Source organism: Microbacterium sp. 10L49, assembly GCF_056395125.1.
Window position 1 is genome coordinate 496,508 of record NZ_JBFTIW010000004.1, and the last position, 17,469, is coordinate 513,976.

16 protein-coding genes are annotated in these 17,469 nt (G+C 70.8%); 9 read left to right on the forward strand and 7 right to left on the reverse strand.

Annotated elements, in window-relative coordinates:
• Positions 1-30 precede the first annotated feature (30 nt).
• Positions 31-723, reverse strand: a complete 693-nt coding sequence (locus AC1DCT_RS15345; RefSeq protein ID WP_477430177.1) for a LysE/ArgO family amino acid transporter — start codon at positions 721-723, stop codon at positions 31-33.
• Between the two features lie 71 nt (positions 724-794).
• Here AC1DCT_RS15345 and AC1DCT_RS15350 point away from each other — a divergent pair, with 71 nt between their 5' ends.
• Positions 795-1,685 carry a LysR family transcriptional regulator ArgP gene (locus AC1DCT_RS15350; protein WP_477430179.1) on the forward strand — a complete coding sequence of 297 codons (891 nt, stop codon included), beginning with the start codon at positions 795-797 and terminating at the stop codon, positions 1,683-1,685.
• Positions 1,686-1,753: 68 nt separating this feature from the next.
• The gene (gene ligD, locus AC1DCT_RS15355) at positions 1,754-2,815 is read left to right on the forward strand and encodes a non-homologous end-joining DNA ligase (RefSeq protein WP_477231008.1); all 1,062 of its coding nucleotides are present in this window, start codon (positions 1,754-1,756) and stop codon (positions 2,813-2,815) included.
• Positions 2,816-2,824: 9 nt separating this feature from the next.
• Here ligD and AC1DCT_RS15360 read toward each other — a convergent pair whose 3' ends face one another.
• Positions 2,825-3,868, reverse strand: a complete 1,044-nt coding sequence (locus AC1DCT_RS15360; protein ID WP_477430181.1) for an ATP-dependent DNA ligase — start codon at positions 3,866-3,868, stop codon at positions 2,825-2,827.
• A 40-nt stretch (positions 3,869-3,908) separates the two neighbouring features.
• Complete coding sequence (locus AC1DCT_RS15365) at positions 3,909-5,372, reverse strand: phytoene desaturase family protein (RefSeq protein WP_477430183.1); 1,464 nt, start codon at positions 5,370-5,372, stop codon at positions 3,909-3,911.
• Positions 5,373-5,432: 60 nt separating this feature from the next.
• Here AC1DCT_RS15365 and AC1DCT_RS15370 point away from each other — a divergent pair, with 60 nt between their 5' ends.
• Positions 5,433-5,936 (forward strand): hypothetical protein, encoded by a 504-nt coding sequence (locus AC1DCT_RS15370; protein ID WP_440733518.1) that lies wholly within the window; start codon positions 5,433-5,435, stop codon positions 5,934-5,936.
• A gap of 42 nt (positions 5,937-5,978) precedes the next feature.
• Here AC1DCT_RS15370 and AC1DCT_RS15375 read toward each other — a convergent pair whose 3' ends face one another.
• The gene (locus AC1DCT_RS15375; RefSeq protein ID WP_477430185.1) at positions 5,979-7,211 is read right to left on the reverse strand and encodes an acyl-CoA dehydrogenase family protein; all 1,233 of its coding nucleotides are present in this window, start codon (positions 7,209-7,211) and stop codon (positions 5,979-5,981) included.
• Positions 7,212-7,336: 125 nt separating this feature from the next.
• Entirely contained in the window at positions 7,337-8,008 is a 672-nt protein-coding gene (locus AC1DCT_RS15380; RefSeq protein WP_477430187.1) for a TetR family transcriptional regulator, read from the reverse strand.
• Positions 8,009-8,206: 198 nt separating this feature from the next.
• Between AC1DCT_RS15380 and sucC the strand changes: the two genes are divergently transcribed.
• Together sucC and sucD are read left to right on the forward strand one after the other, a co-directional pair.
• Positions 8,207-9,373, forward strand: a complete 1,167-nt coding sequence (gene sucC, locus AC1DCT_RS15385; protein ID WP_440733515.1) for an ADP-forming succinate--CoA ligase subunit beta — start codon at positions 8,207-8,209, stop codon at positions 9,371-9,373.
• A 28-nt stretch (positions 9,374-9,401) separates the two neighbouring features.
• Complete coding sequence (gene sucD / locus AC1DCT_RS15390; protein WP_477430189.1) at positions 9,402-10,304, forward strand: succinate--CoA ligase subunit alpha; 903 nt, start codon at positions 9,402-9,404, stop codon at positions 10,302-10,304.
• 68 nt (positions 10,305-10,372) lie between these two features.
• Here sucD and AC1DCT_RS15395 read toward each other — a convergent pair whose 3' ends face one another.
• Complete coding sequence (locus AC1DCT_RS15395) at positions 10,373-11,323, reverse strand: GlxA family transcriptional regulator (protein WP_440733513.1); 951 nt, start codon at positions 11,321-11,323, stop codon at positions 10,373-10,375.
• Positions 11,324-11,393: 70 nt separating this feature from the next.
• Between AC1DCT_RS15395 and AC1DCT_RS15400 the strand changes: the two genes are divergently transcribed.
• Positions 11,394-12,149 (forward strand): MBL fold metallo-hydrolase, encoded by a 756-nt coding sequence (locus AC1DCT_RS15400; RefSeq protein ID WP_477430191.1) that lies wholly within the window; start codon positions 11,394-11,396, stop codon positions 12,147-12,149.
• Between the two features lie 175 nt (positions 12,150-12,324).
• Here the strand turns inward: AC1DCT_RS15400 and AC1DCT_RS15405 are convergent, their stop codons facing one another.
• Positions 12,325-13,746, reverse strand: coding sequence for an NCS2 family permease (locus AC1DCT_RS15405; RefSeq protein ID WP_441977193.1), 1,422 nt, complete (start codon positions 13,744-13,746; stop codon positions 12,325-12,327).
• A 158-nt stretch (positions 13,747-13,904) separates the two neighbouring features.
• Here AC1DCT_RS15405 and AC1DCT_RS15410 point away from each other — a divergent pair, with 158 nt between their 5' ends.
• The 3 genes from AC1DCT_RS15410 to purH are packed head-to-tail and all read left to right on the forward strand — an operon-like array spanning position 13,905 to position 17,458.
• Positions 13,905-15,143, forward strand: coding sequence for a cell division protein PerM (locus tag AC1DCT_RS15410; protein ID WP_477231001.1), 1,239 nt, complete (start codon positions 13,905-13,907; stop codon positions 15,141-15,143).
• A gap of 55 nt (positions 15,144-15,198) precedes the next feature.
• Positions 15,199-15,828, forward strand: coding sequence for a phosphoribosylglycinamide formyltransferase (gene purN / locus AC1DCT_RS15415; RefSeq protein ID WP_441977195.1), 630 nt, complete (start codon positions 15,199-15,201; stop codon positions 15,826-15,828).
• A 22-nt stretch (positions 15,829-15,850) separates the two neighbouring features.
• Positions 15,851-17,458 (forward strand): bifunctional phosphoribosylaminoimidazolecarboxamide formyltransferase/IMP cyclohydrolase, encoded by a 1,608-nt coding sequence (purH, locus tag AC1DCT_RS15420; RefSeq protein ID WP_441977196.1) that lies wholly within the window; start codon positions 15,851-15,853, stop codon positions 17,456-17,458.
• Positions 17,459-17,469 lie beyond the last annotated feature (11 nt).

Here is a 17,469-nt window from a genome sequence, read left to right on the forward strand (position 1 = left end):
CATGTCCCGCGGCCCGACGCGGATCAGCGCTCAGCCGAGGAAGACCGGCAGCACCAGGCTGACCCCCATCACCACCAGCAGCGCGGCGATCACGGTGTCCAGGATCCGCCAGGCGCGCGGCGTGCGCAGCCATCGGCCGAGATGGCGCGCGCCGAAGCCGAGCGCGAAGAACCAGGTGACGCTCGCGATGATGGCGCCGGCCGCGAACAGCCACCGGCCATCGCCGTGCGTGGCGGCGATGGATCCGATGAGCAGCACCGTGTCGAGGTACACGTTGGGATTCAGCCAGGTGAAGGCGAGCGTCGCCAGGATCACGGGCGCGAGCGGGGCCGTGCGGGCCAGGGTGGTGGTGCCGCCGGATCCGTTCTCCGGAGATGCCGCGGAGGTGACGCGGGCATCCGAGGCGACAGCGGTGGCAGGCTCGGCGAGCAGTGCTTCGCCGCCGGCCCTCCACGCACGGCGGGCCGCCAGCACGCCGTACACCACGAGCGAGATCGCCCCGGCCCAGCGCGCGACCACGATGAGCCAGGGCAGGGTCTTCACGAGGTAGCCGAGCCCTGCGGTGCCCGCCAGCACGAGGGCCGCATCGGAGGCCGCGCAGATCAGGACCACGGGCAGCACGTGTTCGCGGCGCAGCCCCTGGCGCAGCACGTACACGTTCTGTGCGCCGACGGCGATGATGAGCGAGAACATGAGACCGAGGCCGGAGAGCAGGATGAGCACGGATCGAGAGTATGGCCGGGATCTGATTCAGCACCAGCGAAGATTCCTTAAGTCAGATTAGAATCGCTCATGTGCAGGTGGATCCGGAGTCCGCGCGGACGGTGGCCGCGGTGCTCGACGAGGGCAGCTTCGAGGCGGCAGCCCGTCGGCTGCTGCTGACGCCCTCGGCGGTGAGCCAGCGGATCAAGACCCTGGAGCAGCAGCTCGGCCGGATCCTGCTGGTGCGCAGCAAGCCCGTGAGAGCCACCGAGGCGGGGGAGGCCGTCGCCCGGTTCGGCCGTCAGATCGCTCTCCTCGAGCGCGATGCGATCGCCGGCTTCGGCCTGTCCGCGGAGGGGGAGGGCGCGCGCATCAGGATCCCGCTCGCGGTCAACGCCGACTCGATGGCGACCTGGTTCCTGGCCCCGCTCGCCCGGCTCGCCGAGCGCTACGACGTCGAGTTCGACCTGCATCGCGACGATCAGAACTTCACCGCACGGCTGCTCGAATCGGGCAGCGTGATGGCGGCGGTGACGAGCGAGTCGGAGCCGGTCGGCGGGTGCAGGGTCGAGGCGCTCGGCGCGCTGCACTACGTGGCCGCGGCGTCTCCGGGCTTCGCTCGACGCTGGTTCCCTGACGGCGTGACCGCCGAGTCGCTCGCGCACGCGCCGTTCGTCGACTTCGACCGGCGCGACCTGCTGCAGCAGGACTGGCTGCGTGAACGGGGTGTCGACCCGTGGCCGGTTCCACGGCACCATGTGCCGGCCTCCGCGGACTTCTCGGTCGCCGTGGAGCTCGGGCTGGGCTGGGCCTTGCTACCGGTCCCGCATGCGCAGGCGGGCCTCGCGGACGGGCGCCTGGTGCGGCTCGATGACGAGGAGTTCTCCTCGCCGCTGTTCTGGCAGCAGTGGAACCTGCGCTCCGAGCTTCTGGACGCGATCGCGGCGGAGATCCGCGCGGAAGCCGATCGCGTGCTGCGCTGACGGCGAGCTGCTCGCGGTTTCTCACGGATCCGTGGCGCCGCGTCGGCGGCGCACCCTAGGGTCGAGTCATGGCATCCGAGCGCATCACGCTGACCGTTCCCGGACCCGACGGCGACCGGACCCTGGACCTTTCCAGCCCGAATCGCGCGGTCTGGCCGGCTGCGGAGGGCGGCCCGATCACGAAGGGCGAGCTCGCCGACTACGTGCAGACGGTGTCGACGCCGTTCCTCACCTCGACCGGCAACAGGCCCGTCTCGCTCGAGCGCTATCGGGACGGCATCGACGGTGAGAGCTTCTTCTCGAAGAACCCGCCCAAGGGCACGCCCGACTTCGTGCAGAGCGTGATGTGCACGTACAACAGCGGACGCAAGCATCCGCAGATCGTGCTCACCGAGACCGCCGCGATCGTCTGGGCCGTGCAGATGAACACCGTCGTCTTCCACCCATGGGCCTCGCTCGCGTCCGACACCGACAATCCGGTGGAGCTGCGCATCGACCTCGATCCGCAGCCGGGCACGGGCATCGCCGAAGCGATCCCCGCGGCGCATGAGCTGCGCGCCGTGCTCCGTGAGGCAGGACTGGAGGCGTTCATCAAGACCAGCGGCAACCGCGGGCTGCACGTCTTCTGCCCGATCGTGCCGGAATGGGAGTTCCTCACGGTGCGGCACGCGGTGATCGCCGCGGGCCGCGAGCTGGAGCGGCGGTTGCCCGATCGCGTCACCACGGCGTGGTGGAAGGAAGAGCGCGGGGAGCGCATCTTCGTCGACTTCAACCAGGCCAATCGCGACCGCACGATGGCCGGCGCCTACAGCCCGCGTGCGCTGCCGGCTGCGACGGTCTCGACGCCGATCGAGTGGGACGAGCTGGACGACGTGGATCCCACCCGGTTCACGGTCCGCACCGTGCCGCAGCGTCTTGCCGATCTCGGGGACCCCTGGGCGCGCATGCAGGAGAGCCCCGGACGCATCGACACGCTGCTGAGCTGGTGGGATCGCGACGTGGAGAACGGTCTCGGCGAGATGCCGTTCCCGCCGGAGTTCCCCAAGATGCCCGGGGAGCCCCCGCGCGTGCAGCCTTCGAAGAAGGTCGCCGCGAACTGGGACGAGAACGGCGAGCGCGTCGGGGAGTGAGCCCCGTCGTCAGTCGATGACGTCGGCGAGGTCGTAGCCGGCCACGGTCTCCAGCTGCTCATAGCTGCAGGAGCGCGCATCCCGGTCGTCGCGCCAGCGTTCGAACTGCACGGTGTGCCGGAACCGCCAGCCCTCCAGCTGGTCGTAGCGCACCTCGAGCACGCGCTCCGGACGCAGCCGCACGAACGACGTGTCCTTCGCGCCGCTGAACCGCGAGCGCTCGCCGTCGCCCGTCAGGGGGGCGCCGGATTCGTCGCGCTCCACGAGAGGCGCGAGGTCCTCGACGAGCTGCTGGCGCATCGCGTCGCTCCACGCGGCGACGCCGCCGACCTGGCGCAGCACGCCGTCGTCGCCGTACAGACCCACGAGCAGGGATCCGACTCCGGATCCGCTCTTGTGGATCCGGTAGCCGAGCGCGACGACGTCGGCGGTGCGGGCGTGCTTGACCTTGATCAGGGTGCGCTTGTTGGGCGCGTAGGGCTGATCCAGCGGCTTGGCGACGATGCCGTCGAGGCCGGCGCCTTCGAACTCGGCGAGCCAGCGCCGGGCGGTGCCGGGATCCGTCGTCGTGCGGGTCAGGTGCAGGGGATGGGGCACTTCGGCGAACAGGCGCTCGAGCCGTGCGCGGCGCTCGCCGAACGGCAGGGCCTGCAGGTCGTCATCGCCCTCCGCGAGCAGGTCGAACGCGATGAACATCGCAGGGGTCTCCGCCGAGAGCTTCTGCACCCGTGAGGCGGCGGGGTGGATGCGCTGGCTCAGAGCCTCCCAGTCCAGGCGCTGCGATCCCGCAGGTCCGGTGGCGACCACGATCTCGCCATCGAGTAGGCACGGACCCGGCAGCAGCCGCGGGATCGCCTCGACGAGCTCCGGGAAGTAGCGGGTCAGCGGCTTCGCCCCGCGAGAGCCGATCTCGACGTTCTCGCCGTTCCACGACACGAGTCCGCGGAAGCCGTCCCACTTCGGCTCGTACAGCAGGCCGTCGGGGAACTTCGCCGGATCCGGCACAGCGGCGGCGGCCTTCGCGAGCATCGGTGCGGGGATCTCGTAGCGCATGGATCCCATCCTGCCGCCCGACGGCCCTCCATGGCCATCGTCAGCCCGCCGGCGTGGATCCGAACAGGTCTCCTAGATCGACGCGCTCGCCGGCGTCGGCCAGCGCGGTGCGGGCGGCGTGCCAGCCCGCCATGAAGTTTACTCCGGGCCCTGGCGGTGTCGCGGCCGAGGCGAGGTAGACGCCCGGCATCGGCGTGCGCCACGGCGCGGGGGAGAGTACGGGGCGCACCACGGCCTGGCGCATCGTGAACGCGCCGCCGAAGATGTCGCCGCCGATCTCGGCCGGGTTGAGATGCGCGCGCTGGCGCGGAGTGACCGCGTGGGTGGCGAGGATGCGGTCGCGGAAGCCGGGGGCGTATCGCTCGATCTGCCGCACGACCAACTCGGTCGCGTCGACGTCGGAGTTCGCAGGGGCGTGGATGTAGGCCCACAGCACCTGCTTGCCGGCCGGGGCCCTGGTGTCGTCCAGTACCGAGGGCTGCGCGACGAGCGCGTACGGCCGCTCGGAGACGCGCCCCTGGGCGACGGCATTCTCGCTCGCCCACACCTGAGCGCGGGTTCCGCCGACGTGCACGGTCGGGGCGAGGGCGACCTCGGGATTGGCCCACGGCACCGGCCCGTCGAGGGCGAAGTCCACTTTCGCCGCCGCCGCGCCGTAGCGGTACGCGCGCACCGCCTTCGCGTAGTGCGGCGGCACGTCGCACAGCGTGAGGGCCAGCCGTGGCGACGTGTTCAGCAGCAGCAGATCGCCGCGGTGCGGATCCCCCCAGTCCAGTGCGGAGAGGTCGACCACGCGCGTGCCGGTGCGGATCGTGCCGCCGTGCGCACGCAGATCCTCGGCGAGCACGTCGGCGATCCGCTGCGCACCCCCGCGCGGATACGCCCAGCCGCCGGCGTGCGCCTGGGCCATGAGCAGCAGGCCCGCCGCGGCGCCGCTCAGCGCCGGCAGAGCGGTGTTGGCGTGTGCGACCACGCCGGCCGCGAGCGCCGCCGCCTCCGGGGTGCGGAAGGTGCGCGTCGCCATTGCGGAGCCCTGCTCGAGCGCGCGCAGCCCGTAGCGCACTGCGGTGACCGGGTCGCGGGGGAACCGCAGCAGGGACCCTCCGGTGAAGTCCAGCACGCCCTCGATGTGCGAGCTCAGGGGGCGCAGCAGCGCACGCCAGGCCCGGGCGTCGGGGCCGAGCCCGTCGGCCGTGCGCTCCAGGTCGTGCCAGGCGATCCCCGCCCGCCCGTCGTCGAGGGGATGCGCATATGCCGCTTCGGGAATGATCCAGTCGATCCGGTCGCGGCCGAAGGCGCGCAGGAACGGGGAGGAGTAGGCGGCGGGATGCACCGCCGAGCAGACGTCATGCACGAAGCCGGGCAGGGTGACCTCGGCGCTGCGCACCCCGCCGCCGATCGTCGCGCCGGCCTCGACCACCTCGACGACGTAGCCGGCCCGGGCGAGCGAGACGGCCGCGGCGAGCCCGTTCGGCCCGCTTCCGATGACGGTGGCGCGGGGCATGCGGCCAGTCTTACACGCACGCAGGTCGCGCAGAGCAGAACGTGGGATGCTTGGAGCAATATGAATGAAGTCCAGGGTCCCACCCCTACTGGCACCTCCCGTCCTTACAAGTCCCTCGCGGACGCCCTGCGCGCGCACCGCATGGACTCCGCGAACTACGACTTCATCCGTGCGATCGTGGAAGCGGTCGGCATCAGCAGCCTCATCGATCGCGGCCGCTACATCGAGGCGATCCGCCTCGGCGAGGGCGCGGCCCTGCACATCGGGCGCACCTACACCAACGGCTTCGCCGAGGGCGAGCAGGTCGTCGTGGCCGGACGTGTGCTTCCCCTCGCTCCGAGCGAGGGCAGGGCGCCGTACTTCTACGTCACCCACCCCAGCGAGCTGCTCGGTGGACCGGCCGGCGTCTCGCGCCCGGCGCGCTCCGCAGGCACCCGCACCCCGGCGAAGCCGAAGCCGGAGCCGCGCGCCCCGAAGGCGACTGCGCGCGAAGATCGCGACTACGGCATCTGCGACGTCTGCTTCATGGTGAAGACGCCTTCCGGAGGCTGCGGCTGCGACTGAGTCGCAGCGCGGGCCGTGCGTCTGGGACGAACGGCCCGCTCGTCAGGCGAAAGCGCTCATCCCGGTGATGTCGCGGCCGATCAGCAGGGCCTGCACGCTCTCGGTGCCCTCGTAGGTGTGGATCGCCTCGATGTCGGCCATGTGCTGCATGACGCCGTTCTCGAGCAGGATCCCATTGCCGCCGAGCAGATCGCGCGCCGTCGACGCGATACGTCGTGCGGCGCGGGTGTTGTGGAACTTCGCCAGCGACGCCTGCGTCGGGCGGAGTGTGCCGGCCTCGTCCATGTCCGCCATGCGGCGGCAGTACAGCTGCATCGCGGTGAGCTCCTCGAGCATGTGCGTGAGCCGCTCCTGGACCATCTGGAACTTCGCGAGCGGCTTGCCGAACTGCACCCGGGTCTTCGCGTAAGCGAGGGCGGCCTCGTAGCAGGCGGTGGCGTGCCCGAGCGCCGACCAGGCGACGCCGGAACGCGTGGCGTACAGCACGATCGAGGCGTCCTTGAAGCTGCGCGTGCCGGGCAGCACCGCGTCCAGCGGCACGCGCACGTCGTCCAGGCGGATGTGCGCCTGGTGGATGCCGCGCAGCGACACCTTGCCCGTGATGACGGAGCCGAGGTATCCGGGGCGATCCTGCTCGACGACGAAGCACCGCACGGATCCGTGCTCGGCCGCGCCCTCGTCGTCGATGCGCGCCCAGACGAAGGTGATGCCGCCAGAGGCGCCGTTGCCGATCCATTTCTTCGCGCCGCGCAGGACCCACGCGTCGCCGTCGCGCCGCGCGACGGTCTCGAGCGAGACGGAATCGGATCCGTGATCGGGCTCGGTGAGTGCGAAGGATCCGAGCACGGATCCGTCGGCGAGCGGGACGAGCCAGCGGTCCTGCTGCTCGGGGCTGCCGAACAGGGCGAGCGTGCGCAGGGCGAGCCCGCCCTGCACGGCGAGGACGGTGCCGAGGGAGCCGTCGCCGCGGGAGATCTCCATGTTCACGAGCCCCGCGGCGAGAGGGCTCATGCGAGTGAGGGCGGGGTGGACGATGCCGTCCACGACGAGGTCCATCTCGCCCATGCGGCGCGCGACGGCGAGCGGGTACTCGGCACGATCCCACGCGTCCTGCATCTGCGAGCCGACCTCGTCGACGTAGGCCTGCGCCCGCTCCCAGTGCGCACGGTCGGCGGAGGGGATGTCGGAGAAGACCTCGTAGTAGTCGGTGCCGCAGCGTCCGGTCACGTCGTAGGAGGTGACGGCTTCGCCGGGGAAGAGGGCGTCGTTGCTCATGGGGTCTCCATCCGGGGAGTGAGACTCAGTCTCAAGATTCATGAGACAGCGTACCGTCTATCGACTGCTTTCGCGCACCCCGACGGCGCCGCGCTGCGGCGGGCGGGAGGTGGGCCGACTGCGGGTCAGCCCAGCTCGTCGCGCAGGCGGCGGGTGATCTCCGCCATGGGCATCGAGCGTGGGAACACGGCGACGACCACCGAGTCCTCACCCGGATCCGCCGCGGCGTCGGGATGCACGCCGTAGCGGCGCAGCACGTCGTCGAGTGCGCGACGCAGAGCTGCGGCCGAGGTACGGGATCCGCGCAGCAGCCGGCGCAGCACGTGGTTGTGCACGGCCGTCACGAGCGCGGCGAACCCGACCGCGTCGAGCGGATCCAGATCCGGCAACGAGCGGCGCAGGTACTCGTCGAACAGGCGCTCGTAACGGAACACCGTCACGATCTCGCGGTCGCGCAGCGTCGGAACGTCGCGGACCACCTGGTAGCGCAGCCGGGCCATCTCCGGGTCGGCGGCGAACGCGCGGAACACCATCAGCGACCCATCGCACACCGCCGTCCAGGGGTTGGCGTGCGGGCGCTCGAGGTAGCGGCGCAGGCCGTCGAGGAGCTCCTCATGATCGGCGAAGACGACGTCGTCCTTGCCCCCGAACTGCCGGAAGAAGGTGGAGCGGGAGATGCCTGCGGCCTTGGCGATCTGTTCGACCGAGGTCGAATCGAAGCCCTGGGCAGAGAACAGCTCGAGCGCAGCACGCACCACGGCGGTGCGAGCGGGGGACACGTCGGCGTGCTCGGTCATAGAAGGAGAGCCTAGTTGTCAGGATCCTGCGCCGGGAATGCTGAGTCATCGGACGTCGCGGGGCCTCGGCCGATGGCTGGGTGCGCGGTCAAGAAGCGCGATTCCGCGGTAGTAGGCTGGCCTATCGGGTCGACTCACATCGACACCCGACAGAATTCCTGTCGCGTCCCATTCGTCGCAACCAGCGAAGGACTGCACGTGGACCTCTACGAGTACCAGGCACGAGACCTTTTCGAGAAGTACGGGGTGCCGGTTCTCGCCGGCATCGTCGCCGACACCCCTGAGGAGGTGAAGGCAGCAGCGGAGAAGCTCGGTGGCGTGGTCGTCGTCAAGGCGCAGGTCAAGACCGGTGGCCGCGGCAAGGCAGGTGGTGTCAAGGTCGCCAAGAACCCCGACGAGGCGTACGAGGCCGCCAAGGCGATCCTGGGTCTGGACATCAAGGGCCACGTCGTCAAGCGCGTCATGGTCGCCGCCGGCGCCCGCATCGCCCGCGAGTTCTACTTCTCGGTGCTGCTGGACCGCTCCAACCGCTCCTACCTGAGTCTCGCCTCGGTCGAGGGCGGCATGGAGATCGAGCAGCTCGCGGTCGAGAAGCCCGAGGCGCTCGCCCGCGTCGAGGTCAACCCGCTCGAGGGCATCACGCTCGACAAGGCCCTCGAGATCGCCAAGGCCGGGAACTTCGAGCCGGGCCTGGCCGAGAAGGTCGCCGACGTCTTCGTGAAGCTGTTCGAGGTCTACAAGGGCGAGGACGCGACCCTGGTCGAGGTCAACCCCCTTGTGCAGACCGAGGAGGGCGACATCATCGCCCTGGACGGCAAGGTCACCCTCGACGACAACGCCAGCGAGGTGCGCCACCCCGAGCACGAGGAGCTCGCCGACAAGGCGACCGAGAACCCGCTCGAGGCCAAGGCCAAGGAGTCGGGCCTGAACTACGTCAAGCTCGACGGTCAGGTCGGCATCATCGGCAACGGCGCGGGTCTGGTCATGTCGACCCTCGACGTGGTCGCCTACGCCGGCGAGAACCACGGTGGCGTGAAGCCCGCGAACTTCCTGGACATCGGCGGCGGCGCGAACGCGCAGGTCATGGCCAGCGGTCTGGACGTCATCCTGAACGACGAGCAGGTCAAGAGCGTGTTCGTGAACGTCTTCGGCGGCATCACCAGCTGCGTGGCCGTGGCAGAGGGCATCGTCAAGGCGCTCGAGATCCTCGGCGACGCGGCCACCAAGCCGCTCGTCGTGCGTCTCGACGGCAACCAGGTCGAAGAGGGCCGTGCGATCCTCGCCGCCGCCAACCACCCGCTCGTCACGCTCGCCGCCACCATGGACGAGGGCGCGGACAAGGCCGCCGAGCTGGCGAACGCCTGATCCGGCTTCCGAGACAAGGACAACGAACATGTCGATCTACCTCAACAAGGACTCCAAGGTCATCGTCCAGGGCATCACGGGCGGCGAGGGCACCAAGCACACCGCCCTCATGCTGAAGGCGGGCACGAACGTCGTCGGCGGCGTGAACGCGCGCAAGGCCGGAACCACGGTCTCGCACACCGACAAGGACGGCAACGCCGTGGAGCTGCCGGTGTTCGCCTCCGTCGCCGAGGCCATCGAGAAGACGGGCGCCAACGTGTCGGTCGCCTTCGTGCCGCCGGCGTTCACGAAGGACGCGATGGTCGAGGCCATCGACAGCGAGATCCCGCTGCTCGTGGTCATCACCGAGGGCGTGCCGGTCGGCGACTCCGCCGAGGCGTGGGCGTACGCGACCGAGAAGGGCAACAAGACCCGCATCATCGGTCCGAACTGCCCCGGCATCATCACTCCGGGCGAGGCGCTCGCGGGCATCACCCCGGCGAACATCACGGGCAAGGGCCCGATCGGTCTCGTCTCGAAGTCGGGCACGCTGACCTACCAGATGATGTTCGAGCTGCGCGACCTGGGCTTCTCCACCGCGATCGGCATCGGCGGCGACCCGGTCATCGGCACCACGCACATCGACGCGCTCGCCGCGTTCGAGGCCGACCCCGAGACCAAGGCGATCGTGATGATCGGCGAGATCGGCGGCGACGCCGAGGAGCGCGCGGCCGACTTCATCAAGGCCAACGTCACCAAGCCCGTCGTCGGCTACGTCGCAGGCTTCACCGCGCCCGAGGGCAAGACCATGGGCCACGCCGGCGCCATCGTCTCCGGCTCGGCGGGCACGGCGCAGGCGAAGAAGGAGGCTCTCGAGGCCGCCGGAGTCAAGGTCGGCAAGACGCCGTCCGAGACCGCCGCGCTGCTCCGCGAGGTCTACGCCGCGCTGTAAGCATCACGACGAGGGGCTCCGGGCGATCTGCCCGGGGCCCCTCGTCGATTCCCGTCGCTCCGCCGGGTTCAGACCGGATCCGCGAACGCGCGCCGGTGCGCGCCCGGGGTGGTGCCGAAGCGCGCCCGGAAGTGATGGCGCAGGGTCACCGCACCGCCGAAGCCCGTGCGCGTCGCGACGGCCTCGATCGGCAGACCGGACGTCTCGAGCAGTCGCCGCGCCTCGTCCAGGCGGCGCTGCAGCAGCCAGTCGCCGGGGCTGGTGCCCGTGCGGTCGCGGAAGCGCCGGGTGAACGTGCGCCGGGAGAGGTGCACGGAGCCGGCCCAGGCGTCGATAGGCGGGGGTTCGGCGATCCGTCCCAGAGCCCAGGTGATGGCCCGGTCGATCTCGTCCCCCTCGGGGTCGGCGGCGAGAGGGCGGGACAGGAACTGGGCCTGCGAACCCTCCCGGTGCGGGGCCATCACGAGTGAGCGTGCGAGGTCGGCGGCGACGGCGCTGCCGAGCTCGGTGCGGACGATGTGCAGGCAGCAGTCCAGCGCCGCCGCCACCCCGGCCGAGGTGACCACGTCGCCGAGGTCGGTCCACAGCGCCTCGCAGCGCACGGTGAGCTCGGGATGCCGGGCGGCGAGCTGAGGCCCCGCCGACCAGTGCGTGGACACCTCCCTGCCGTCGGCGATGCCGCTCGCGGCGACGACGAACGTCCCGAGGCACAGGCCCAGGATCCGCGCGCCGCGGGCGTGCGCTTTGCGGACGGCGTCGAGCAGCGCGGCACTGGGCGCGACCTCCGGATCCCAGCTCGGAATCACGACGAGGTCGGCGGACGCGAACGCCTCGAGCCCCTCCGTCACGACGAGGTCCAGCCCCGCAGCGGTGCGCACCGGACCGGGCGTCTCCGCGACGGTCACCGTGCGATAGGCGGCCTCGACCGAACGCACTCCGACGCCGCCGAAGACCATCAGCGGCACGGACAGATGGAACGGGCTGATCCCGGGGAAGGCGAGGACGGCGGCGCGGCGCATGGCCCGATCTTATCGAAGAGTGTCGTCAGGGCCACTCCCGCGGCCGAACGGACGTCGCCACGATGGATCCATGACCGAGAACTCCGTGACCCTGACCCTGGTCGGTGGGCCGACCGCGATCATCGAATACGCCGGCTTGCGCCTGCTGACCGATCCGACTTTCGACGCACCGCGCAGCTACGACGGCGGCATCGCCCTGCACAAGCTGAGCGGGCCCGCGCTCGGGGCTGATGCGGTGGGCGCGATCGATGCCGTGCTGCTCTCGCACGATCAGCACCCCGACAACCTCGACGAGGCCGGGCGGACCTTCCTGCCGCGCGCGGGCGCCGTGCTGTCCACCCCGGAGGCGGCCGGCCGCATCGACGGCGTGACGGGGCTCTCCGCGTGGCAGACTCATCGCTTCGGCGATGTCGAGGTGACCGCGGTGCCGGCGCTGCATGGACCGGAGGGCGCCGAGGCGCTGTCCGGCACCGTGACCGGTTTCGTGCTGCGTGCGCCGGAGCGACCGGTCGTCTACGTTTCGGGCGACAACGCCTCGGTCGAACTCGTCGCAGACATCGCGGCGAGGATCGGACGGATCGACATCGCCGTGCTCTTCGCCGGAGCGGCCAACGTCGGGCGGTTCGGCGACGCCGACCTCACCCTCAACGCGCGCACCGCGGTCGCCGCCGCGCGCGAGCTGGGCGACGCCGTCATCGTGCCCGTGCACGCCGAGGGCTGGCACCACTTCTCCGAGACCCGCGAGCGCCTGGTGCGCGAGTTCGGCTACGCAGGGCTGGCCTATCGCCTGCGCGTGCCGGAGGCCGGGGTGCCGCTCGTGCTCTGACGGCGTGGCGGTGTTCCGACGGCGCGGCGGCGCGAGACCGTCCAACCACATCGAGACCCCCTCTCAGGATCGAGGCCCCCTCCCCGGAGCGTTCCCGGAAGGGGGCCTCGACGCCGCGAGGGGGCCTCGAGCGGATCTGCGGATCTGGCGGATCCGGCGGGTCCAGAGGGTCCGGTCAGGCGCCGAGCAGCGCCTCGATCGGCCCGCGGGCGAAGAACAGCACGAATCCGACACCGACCACCCACAGCAGCGGGTGGATCGTCTTGATCCGGCCGGTGAGCGCGTTGACGACGATCCAGCTGACGAAACCGGCGCCGATGCCGTTGGCGATCGAGTAGGTCATCGGCATGACCGTGACCGTGAGGAACACCGGCAGCAGCACGCGGAAGTCGCCGAGGTCGATGTTCTTGATCTGTGAGAGCATCATGGCGCCGACGAGCACGAGCGCGGCCGCGGCGACAGCGCTGGGCACGAGGGCGGTGAGCGGCGTGAAGAACATCGCGAGCAGGAACAGCGCGCCCGTGATCGTCGTCGCAAGGCCTGTGCGCGCACCTTCGCCGATGCCCGCGCCGGATTCGACGAACACCGTCGCGGACGAGGACGACGTGCCGCCGCCGACGATCGCGCCGACGCCCTCGACCACCAGGGCCGCCTTGATGCGGGGGAAGTCGCCCTTCTCGTCGGCCAGGTCGGCCTCCTTCGCGAGGCCGGTCATCGTGCCCATCGCATCGAAGAAGTTCGAGAACAGCAGGGTGAAGACGAACATGACCAGGGCGACGCCGCCGACCTTGGCGAGGTCGAAGCCGAAGTCGACCCGGCCGATCAGGCTCAGGTCGGGGATGCTCACGATGCTGCCCGTGAAGCCGAAGTCCTGGCCGAACGGCCAGATGAGGTTCACGATCGCGGCGAGCACGGTGCCGCCCACGAGCGCGATGAGGATGGCCCCCTTGACGCGCAGGGCGATGAGCGCCCCTCCGATCAGGAGGGTGAGGACGAACAGCAGCGTGGGGATCGAGGCCACGGATCCGCCGACGCCGAGGTCGACCGGGGGAGAGGCCTGCTTCGTCGAGGTCACGAAGCCGGCGTTCACGAACCCGATGAAGGCGATGAAGAGGCCGATGCCGACCGTGATGGCGAGCTTGAGCTGCACGGGCACGGCGTCGAAGATCAGCTTGCGCAGGCCGGTCGCGGCGAGCAGGACGATGATGACGCCGTTGATCATGACGAGGGCCATGGCCTCGGGCCAGGTGATCGATTTGACCACCGTGAACGCGAGGAAGGCGTTGATGCCGAGCCCGGCCGCGAATGCGAACGGCAGGCGGGCGATCAGTCCGAACAGGATCGTCATGACGCCGGCGGTCAGCGCCGTGGCGGCCGCGACGGCTGCGCCGGGCAGCGTATGGCCCGCGACATCGGCGGTGGACAGGATGATCGGATTGAGGATCACGATGTAGGCCATCGTCACGAACGTGACGATGCCTCCGCGGATCTCGGTGCCGAGGGTGGATCCGCGCTTGGTGATCTCGAAGAAGCGGTCGACGGCGTTCTTCGGCTCGGTTGCGGTCGGGTCGGACACGGGCGGGGGGACTGTTGTCATGAGAGACCTCCGCGGAAGACCGTATCGCGTCGCGGATGCGGTCCGTGCGCCGCGCGGACGATCTCGGCCGCGGCGGCCGTTCACGGCAGGCGTTCGACGCTCCGTTTCCGCGCGCCCGTCAGGGCCGCCGAGGCGGAGCACGTAGGCTCGAAACCGTCATGCAACGCCTCCTCATCGTGCTCCTGGCGGCGGTCGATGCGATCGTCGCCGCGGCCATCGGCCTCGCCGTGCTGCTCGCTCCGCTCACGGTGATCTGGGCGATCGCATTCGGTGCGAGCGCCGACTGGGGAGCGCTCTGGCCGAGTGCCGCGACGCTCTGGCAGTTCGGGCACGGCGTGCCCCTCGCGGTCGCACTGCCTGATGCGCTGGTGCGGGCGGTCGGGCTGGATCCGTCCGCGGCGTCCTTCGCCCTCTCGGTGCCTCCGCTTCTCTTCCTCGGGTTCACCGCGATCTTCGCAGCGCGCTCGGGGCGCCGAGCAGCGCTCGCCGGATCCTGGCTCACCGGCGTGGCGAGCGGCACGGCGGTCTTCGCCGTGGTCTCTGCGTTCGCGGCGCTGACGGGCGGGCTCGGGGTGCTGAAGGCGCCGCTGTGGCTCGCGATCCTGTTCCCGCCGCTGGTGTTCCTGTGCGGCGCTCTCGCCGGGGCGGTCGCCACGGCGTGGGGCGAGGGCGACGGCGGCCTCGTCGACCGTCTGCAGGACGCGCTGGACCGCTGGCCCGACTGGGCGCACGTCCCCGGTGACATCGTGCGCGGCGCCGCGGCGGCCGTGGCCGGCGTGGTCGGTGCGGCGGGGCTCGCCGTCGCCGTCACGGCGCTGTTCCGCGGCGGTCAGATCGTGGCGCTGTTCGAATCACTGCGTGCCGACCCGCTCGGCGTGGTCGTGATCGGGCTCGCTCAGCTGGCCTACCTGCCGACGCTCGTGGCATGGGCCGTGGCATGGATCGCCGGCCCCGGCTTCGCGATCGGTGCCGGAACCGCGGTCTCACCCGCGGGCACCGTACTGGGCGTGGTGCCCGGTGTGCCCGTGCTGGGCCTCGTGCCCGACTCGTCCTCGCCGTGGCTCCTCATCGTCGTGCTCGTGCCGGTGGCCGCGGGTGCTTTCGCGGGGTGGCTGATCCGCTCGCGGCAGGTGTCGGCGGGGGCGGAGGCCGGGATCGGCTCCCGCCTGGCGACCGCGGTCGGGATCGCCGTGCTCGCGGGCGGCTTCGGCGCGCTGCTGGCGGCGCTGTCCTCCGGATCCCTCGGCCCCGGCCGGCTGGCGGTCGCGGGACCGGATCCGGGTCCGGTCGCGCTCGCCCTCGGGCTGGAGGTGCTGGTCGGTGCCGCGATCCTGCTGCTCGCACCCCGTCGGCACGGCGATGTCGACGCCGCGTGGATCGACGACGATCGGGTCTGAACGGCGGGTGCGTCTCGGGGACGGCGCCCTCTTGGCTCCCGGCTAGACTGTCTGGGTGCTGACGGTCGCCGTTCTCATCTCGGGCACCGGCTCGAATCTTCGTGCCCTCCTCGACGCGGCCGCCGACCCCGGATTTCCGGCTCGCATCATCGTGATCGGCGCCGATCGGGAGGCCGACGGTCTCGCCCACGCCGAGGCGTACGGGATCCCCTCCTTCGTCGTGCCCTGGGAGGCATTCGACAGCCGCGAAGCGTGGGGCGCCGAGCTCGATGCCCAGCTCAAGGTCTGGCGACCGGACCTCATCGTGCTCAGCGGGCTCATGCGGCTGCTGCCGCGCGACGTCGTCGCGGCCTGGTCTCCGAACATCATCAACACGCACCCGGCATTCCTGCCCGAGTTCCCCGGAGCGCACGGCGTGCGCGACGCGCTCGCGGCCGGGGTGAGCGAGAGCGGGGCCAGCGTGATCGTGGTCGACGACGGCGTCGACAGCGGGCCGATCCTGGCGCAGGAGCGCGTACCGGTGCACGAGGGCGACACCGAGTCCGCCCTGCATGAGCGCATCAAGCCCGTCGAGCGGCGCCTGCTGATCGACACCGTCCGCCGTATCGCCGAAGGATCCCTGGATCTCGGCGCCCGCCCCCACGATCTCGGATCCTCATCGGCCCAGGCCGCTGACGAGAACTGACGCCTACCCGGAAGGAACCCCGATGGCCGGTCCCGCCCACGACCCGTCCCTCTACCGCCCCCGTGACGCTGTGCGCATCCGTCGCGCACTGGTCTCGGTCAGCGACAAGACCGGCCTGGTGCCGCTCGCGCAGGCTCTCGCGGCAAGCGGTATCGAGATCGTCTCGACCGGATCCACGGCCCAGACCATTCGTGATGCGGGCCTGGAGGTCACCGACGTCGCGACCGTGACGGGCGTCGCCGAGATGCTCGACGGCCGTGTGAAGACGCTGCACCCGTCCATCCACGGCGCGGTGCTCGCGGATCTCCGCCTGGAGGACCACGAGCGCCAGCTGGCCGAACTGGGGATCAGCCCGTTCGAGCTCGTCGTGGTGAACCTGTACCCGTTCGTGCAGACCGTGGCCTCTGGCGCGGTCGGCGACGACGTGGTCGAGCAGATCGACATCGGCGGCCCCGCCATGGTGCGCGCCGCGGCGAAGAACCACGCCAACGTCGCCATCGTGGTCTCGCCCGAGTCCTACCCCTCGCTCATCCGCTCGATCGACGAGGGCGGCACGACGCTCGTGCAGCGCCGCGAGCTGGCTGCACGAGCGTTCGCGCACACGGCGGCCTACGACACCGCCGTCGCGCAGTGGTTCTCGGACGGCACGCTGTCGAGCGATGGCGAACTGCCCGAGCAGCTCACGATCTCGGCCTCCCGCCTCGCAACGCTGCGCTACGGCGAGAACTCGCACCAGCGCGCCGCGATCTACACGCGCGCCGGCGGGCACGGCATCGCCCAGGCGACGCAGCTGCAAGGCAAGGAGATGTCGTACAACAACTACGTCGACGCCGACGCCGCCCTGCGTGCGGCCTATGACATGGTGCACCCGGCGGTCGCGATCATCAAGCACGCCAACCCCTGCGGGATCGCGACGACGGCACCCAACGCTCTGGATCCGATCGCGAGCGCGCACCTGCGCGCCCACGAATGCGACCCCGTCTCGGCCTACGGCGGCGTGATCGCGGCCAACGGCACTGTGACGCTGAAGATGGCGGAGAACCTCAAGGACATCTTCACCGAGGTCATCGTCGCCCCGGCCTTCGAGCCGGCGGCGCTCGAGGTGTTCAAGGCGAAGAAGAACCTGCGTTTGCTGCAGCTGCCGGACGACTGGCAGCAGGAGCGCATGGACGTGCGCCTCGTCTCGGGCGGCCTGCTGCTGCAGGATGCAGACCGGTTCCCCGACGACATCCAGTCCGTCGCGAACGGCTGGGAGCTGGTCTCGGGCGAGCGCCCCGATGAGCTCGAGATGGAGAACCTCATCTTCGCGTGGAAGGCGTGCCGCGCCGTGAAGTCCAACGCTATCGTGCTGTCCAAGGGCAACGCCACGGTCGGCGTCGGCATGGGCCAGGTCAACCGCGTCGACTCGTGTCGTCTTGCGGTCGAGCGTGCGGGCGACCGTGCGGCCGGATCCGTCGCCGCCTCCGACGCGTTCTTCCCGTTCGCCGACGGCGCGCAGGTGCTCATCGACGCGGGCGTCACCGCGATCGTGCAGCCGGGCGGATCCGTGCGCGATGAGGAGGTCGTGGCCGCTGCCCGCAAGGCCGGCGTCGCGATGTTCTTCACGGGGGAGCGCCACTTCTTCCACTGAGCCCGGGCGGG

Excerpts from the sequence above, each read along its gene's own strand:
- AC1DCT_RS15395 (WP_440733513.1), bottom strand. The coding sequence starts at position 11,323 with ATGCGCCGCGCCGCCGTCCTCGCCTTCCCCGGGATCAGCCCGTTCCAT.
- AC1DCT_RS15380 (WP_477430187.1), bottom strand. The coding sequence starts at position 8,008 with ATGACCGAGCACGCCGACGTGTCCCCCGCTCGCACCGCCGTGGTGCGT.
- ligD (WP_477231008.1), top strand. The coding sequence starts at position 1,754 with ATGGCATCCGAGCGCATCACGCTGACCGTTCCCGGACCCGACGGCGAC.
- sucD (WP_477430189.1), top strand. The coding sequence starts at position 9,402 with ATGTCGATCTACCTCAACAAGGACTCCAAGGTCATCGTCCAGGGCATC.
- AC1DCT_RS15360 (WP_477430181.1), bottom strand. The coding sequence starts at position 3,868 with ATGCGCTACGAGATCCCCGCACCGATGCTCGCGAAGGCCGCCGCCGCT.
- AC1DCT_RS15365 (WP_477430183.1), bottom strand. The coding sequence starts at position 5,372 with ATGCCCCGCGCCACCGTCATCGGAAGCGGGCCGAACGGGCTCGCCGCG.
- AC1DCT_RS15375 (WP_477430185.1), bottom strand. The coding sequence starts at position 7,211 with ATGAGCAACGACGCCCTCTTCCCCGGCGAAGCCGTCACCTCCTACGAC.
- AC1DCT_RS15405 (WP_441977193.1), bottom strand. The coding sequence starts at position 13,746 with ATGACAACAGTCCCCCCGCCCGTGTCCGACCCGACCGCAACCGAGCCG.
- purH (WP_441977196.1), top strand. The coding sequence starts at position 15,851 with ATGGCCGGTCCCGCCCACGACCCGTCCCTCTACCGCCCCCGTGACGCT.
- AC1DCT_RS15410 (WP_477231001.1), top strand. The coding sequence starts at position 13,905 with ATGCAACGCCTCCTCATCGTGCTCCTGGCGGCGGTCGATGCGATCGTC.
- AC1DCT_RS15400 (WP_477430191.1), top strand. The coding sequence starts at position 11,394 with ATGACCGAGAACTCCGTGACCCTGACCCTGGTCGGTGGGCCGACCGCG.
- AC1DCT_RS15370 (WP_440733518.1), top strand. The coding sequence starts at position 5,433 with ATGAATGAAGTCCAGGGTCCCACCCCTACTGGCACCTCCCGTCCTTAC.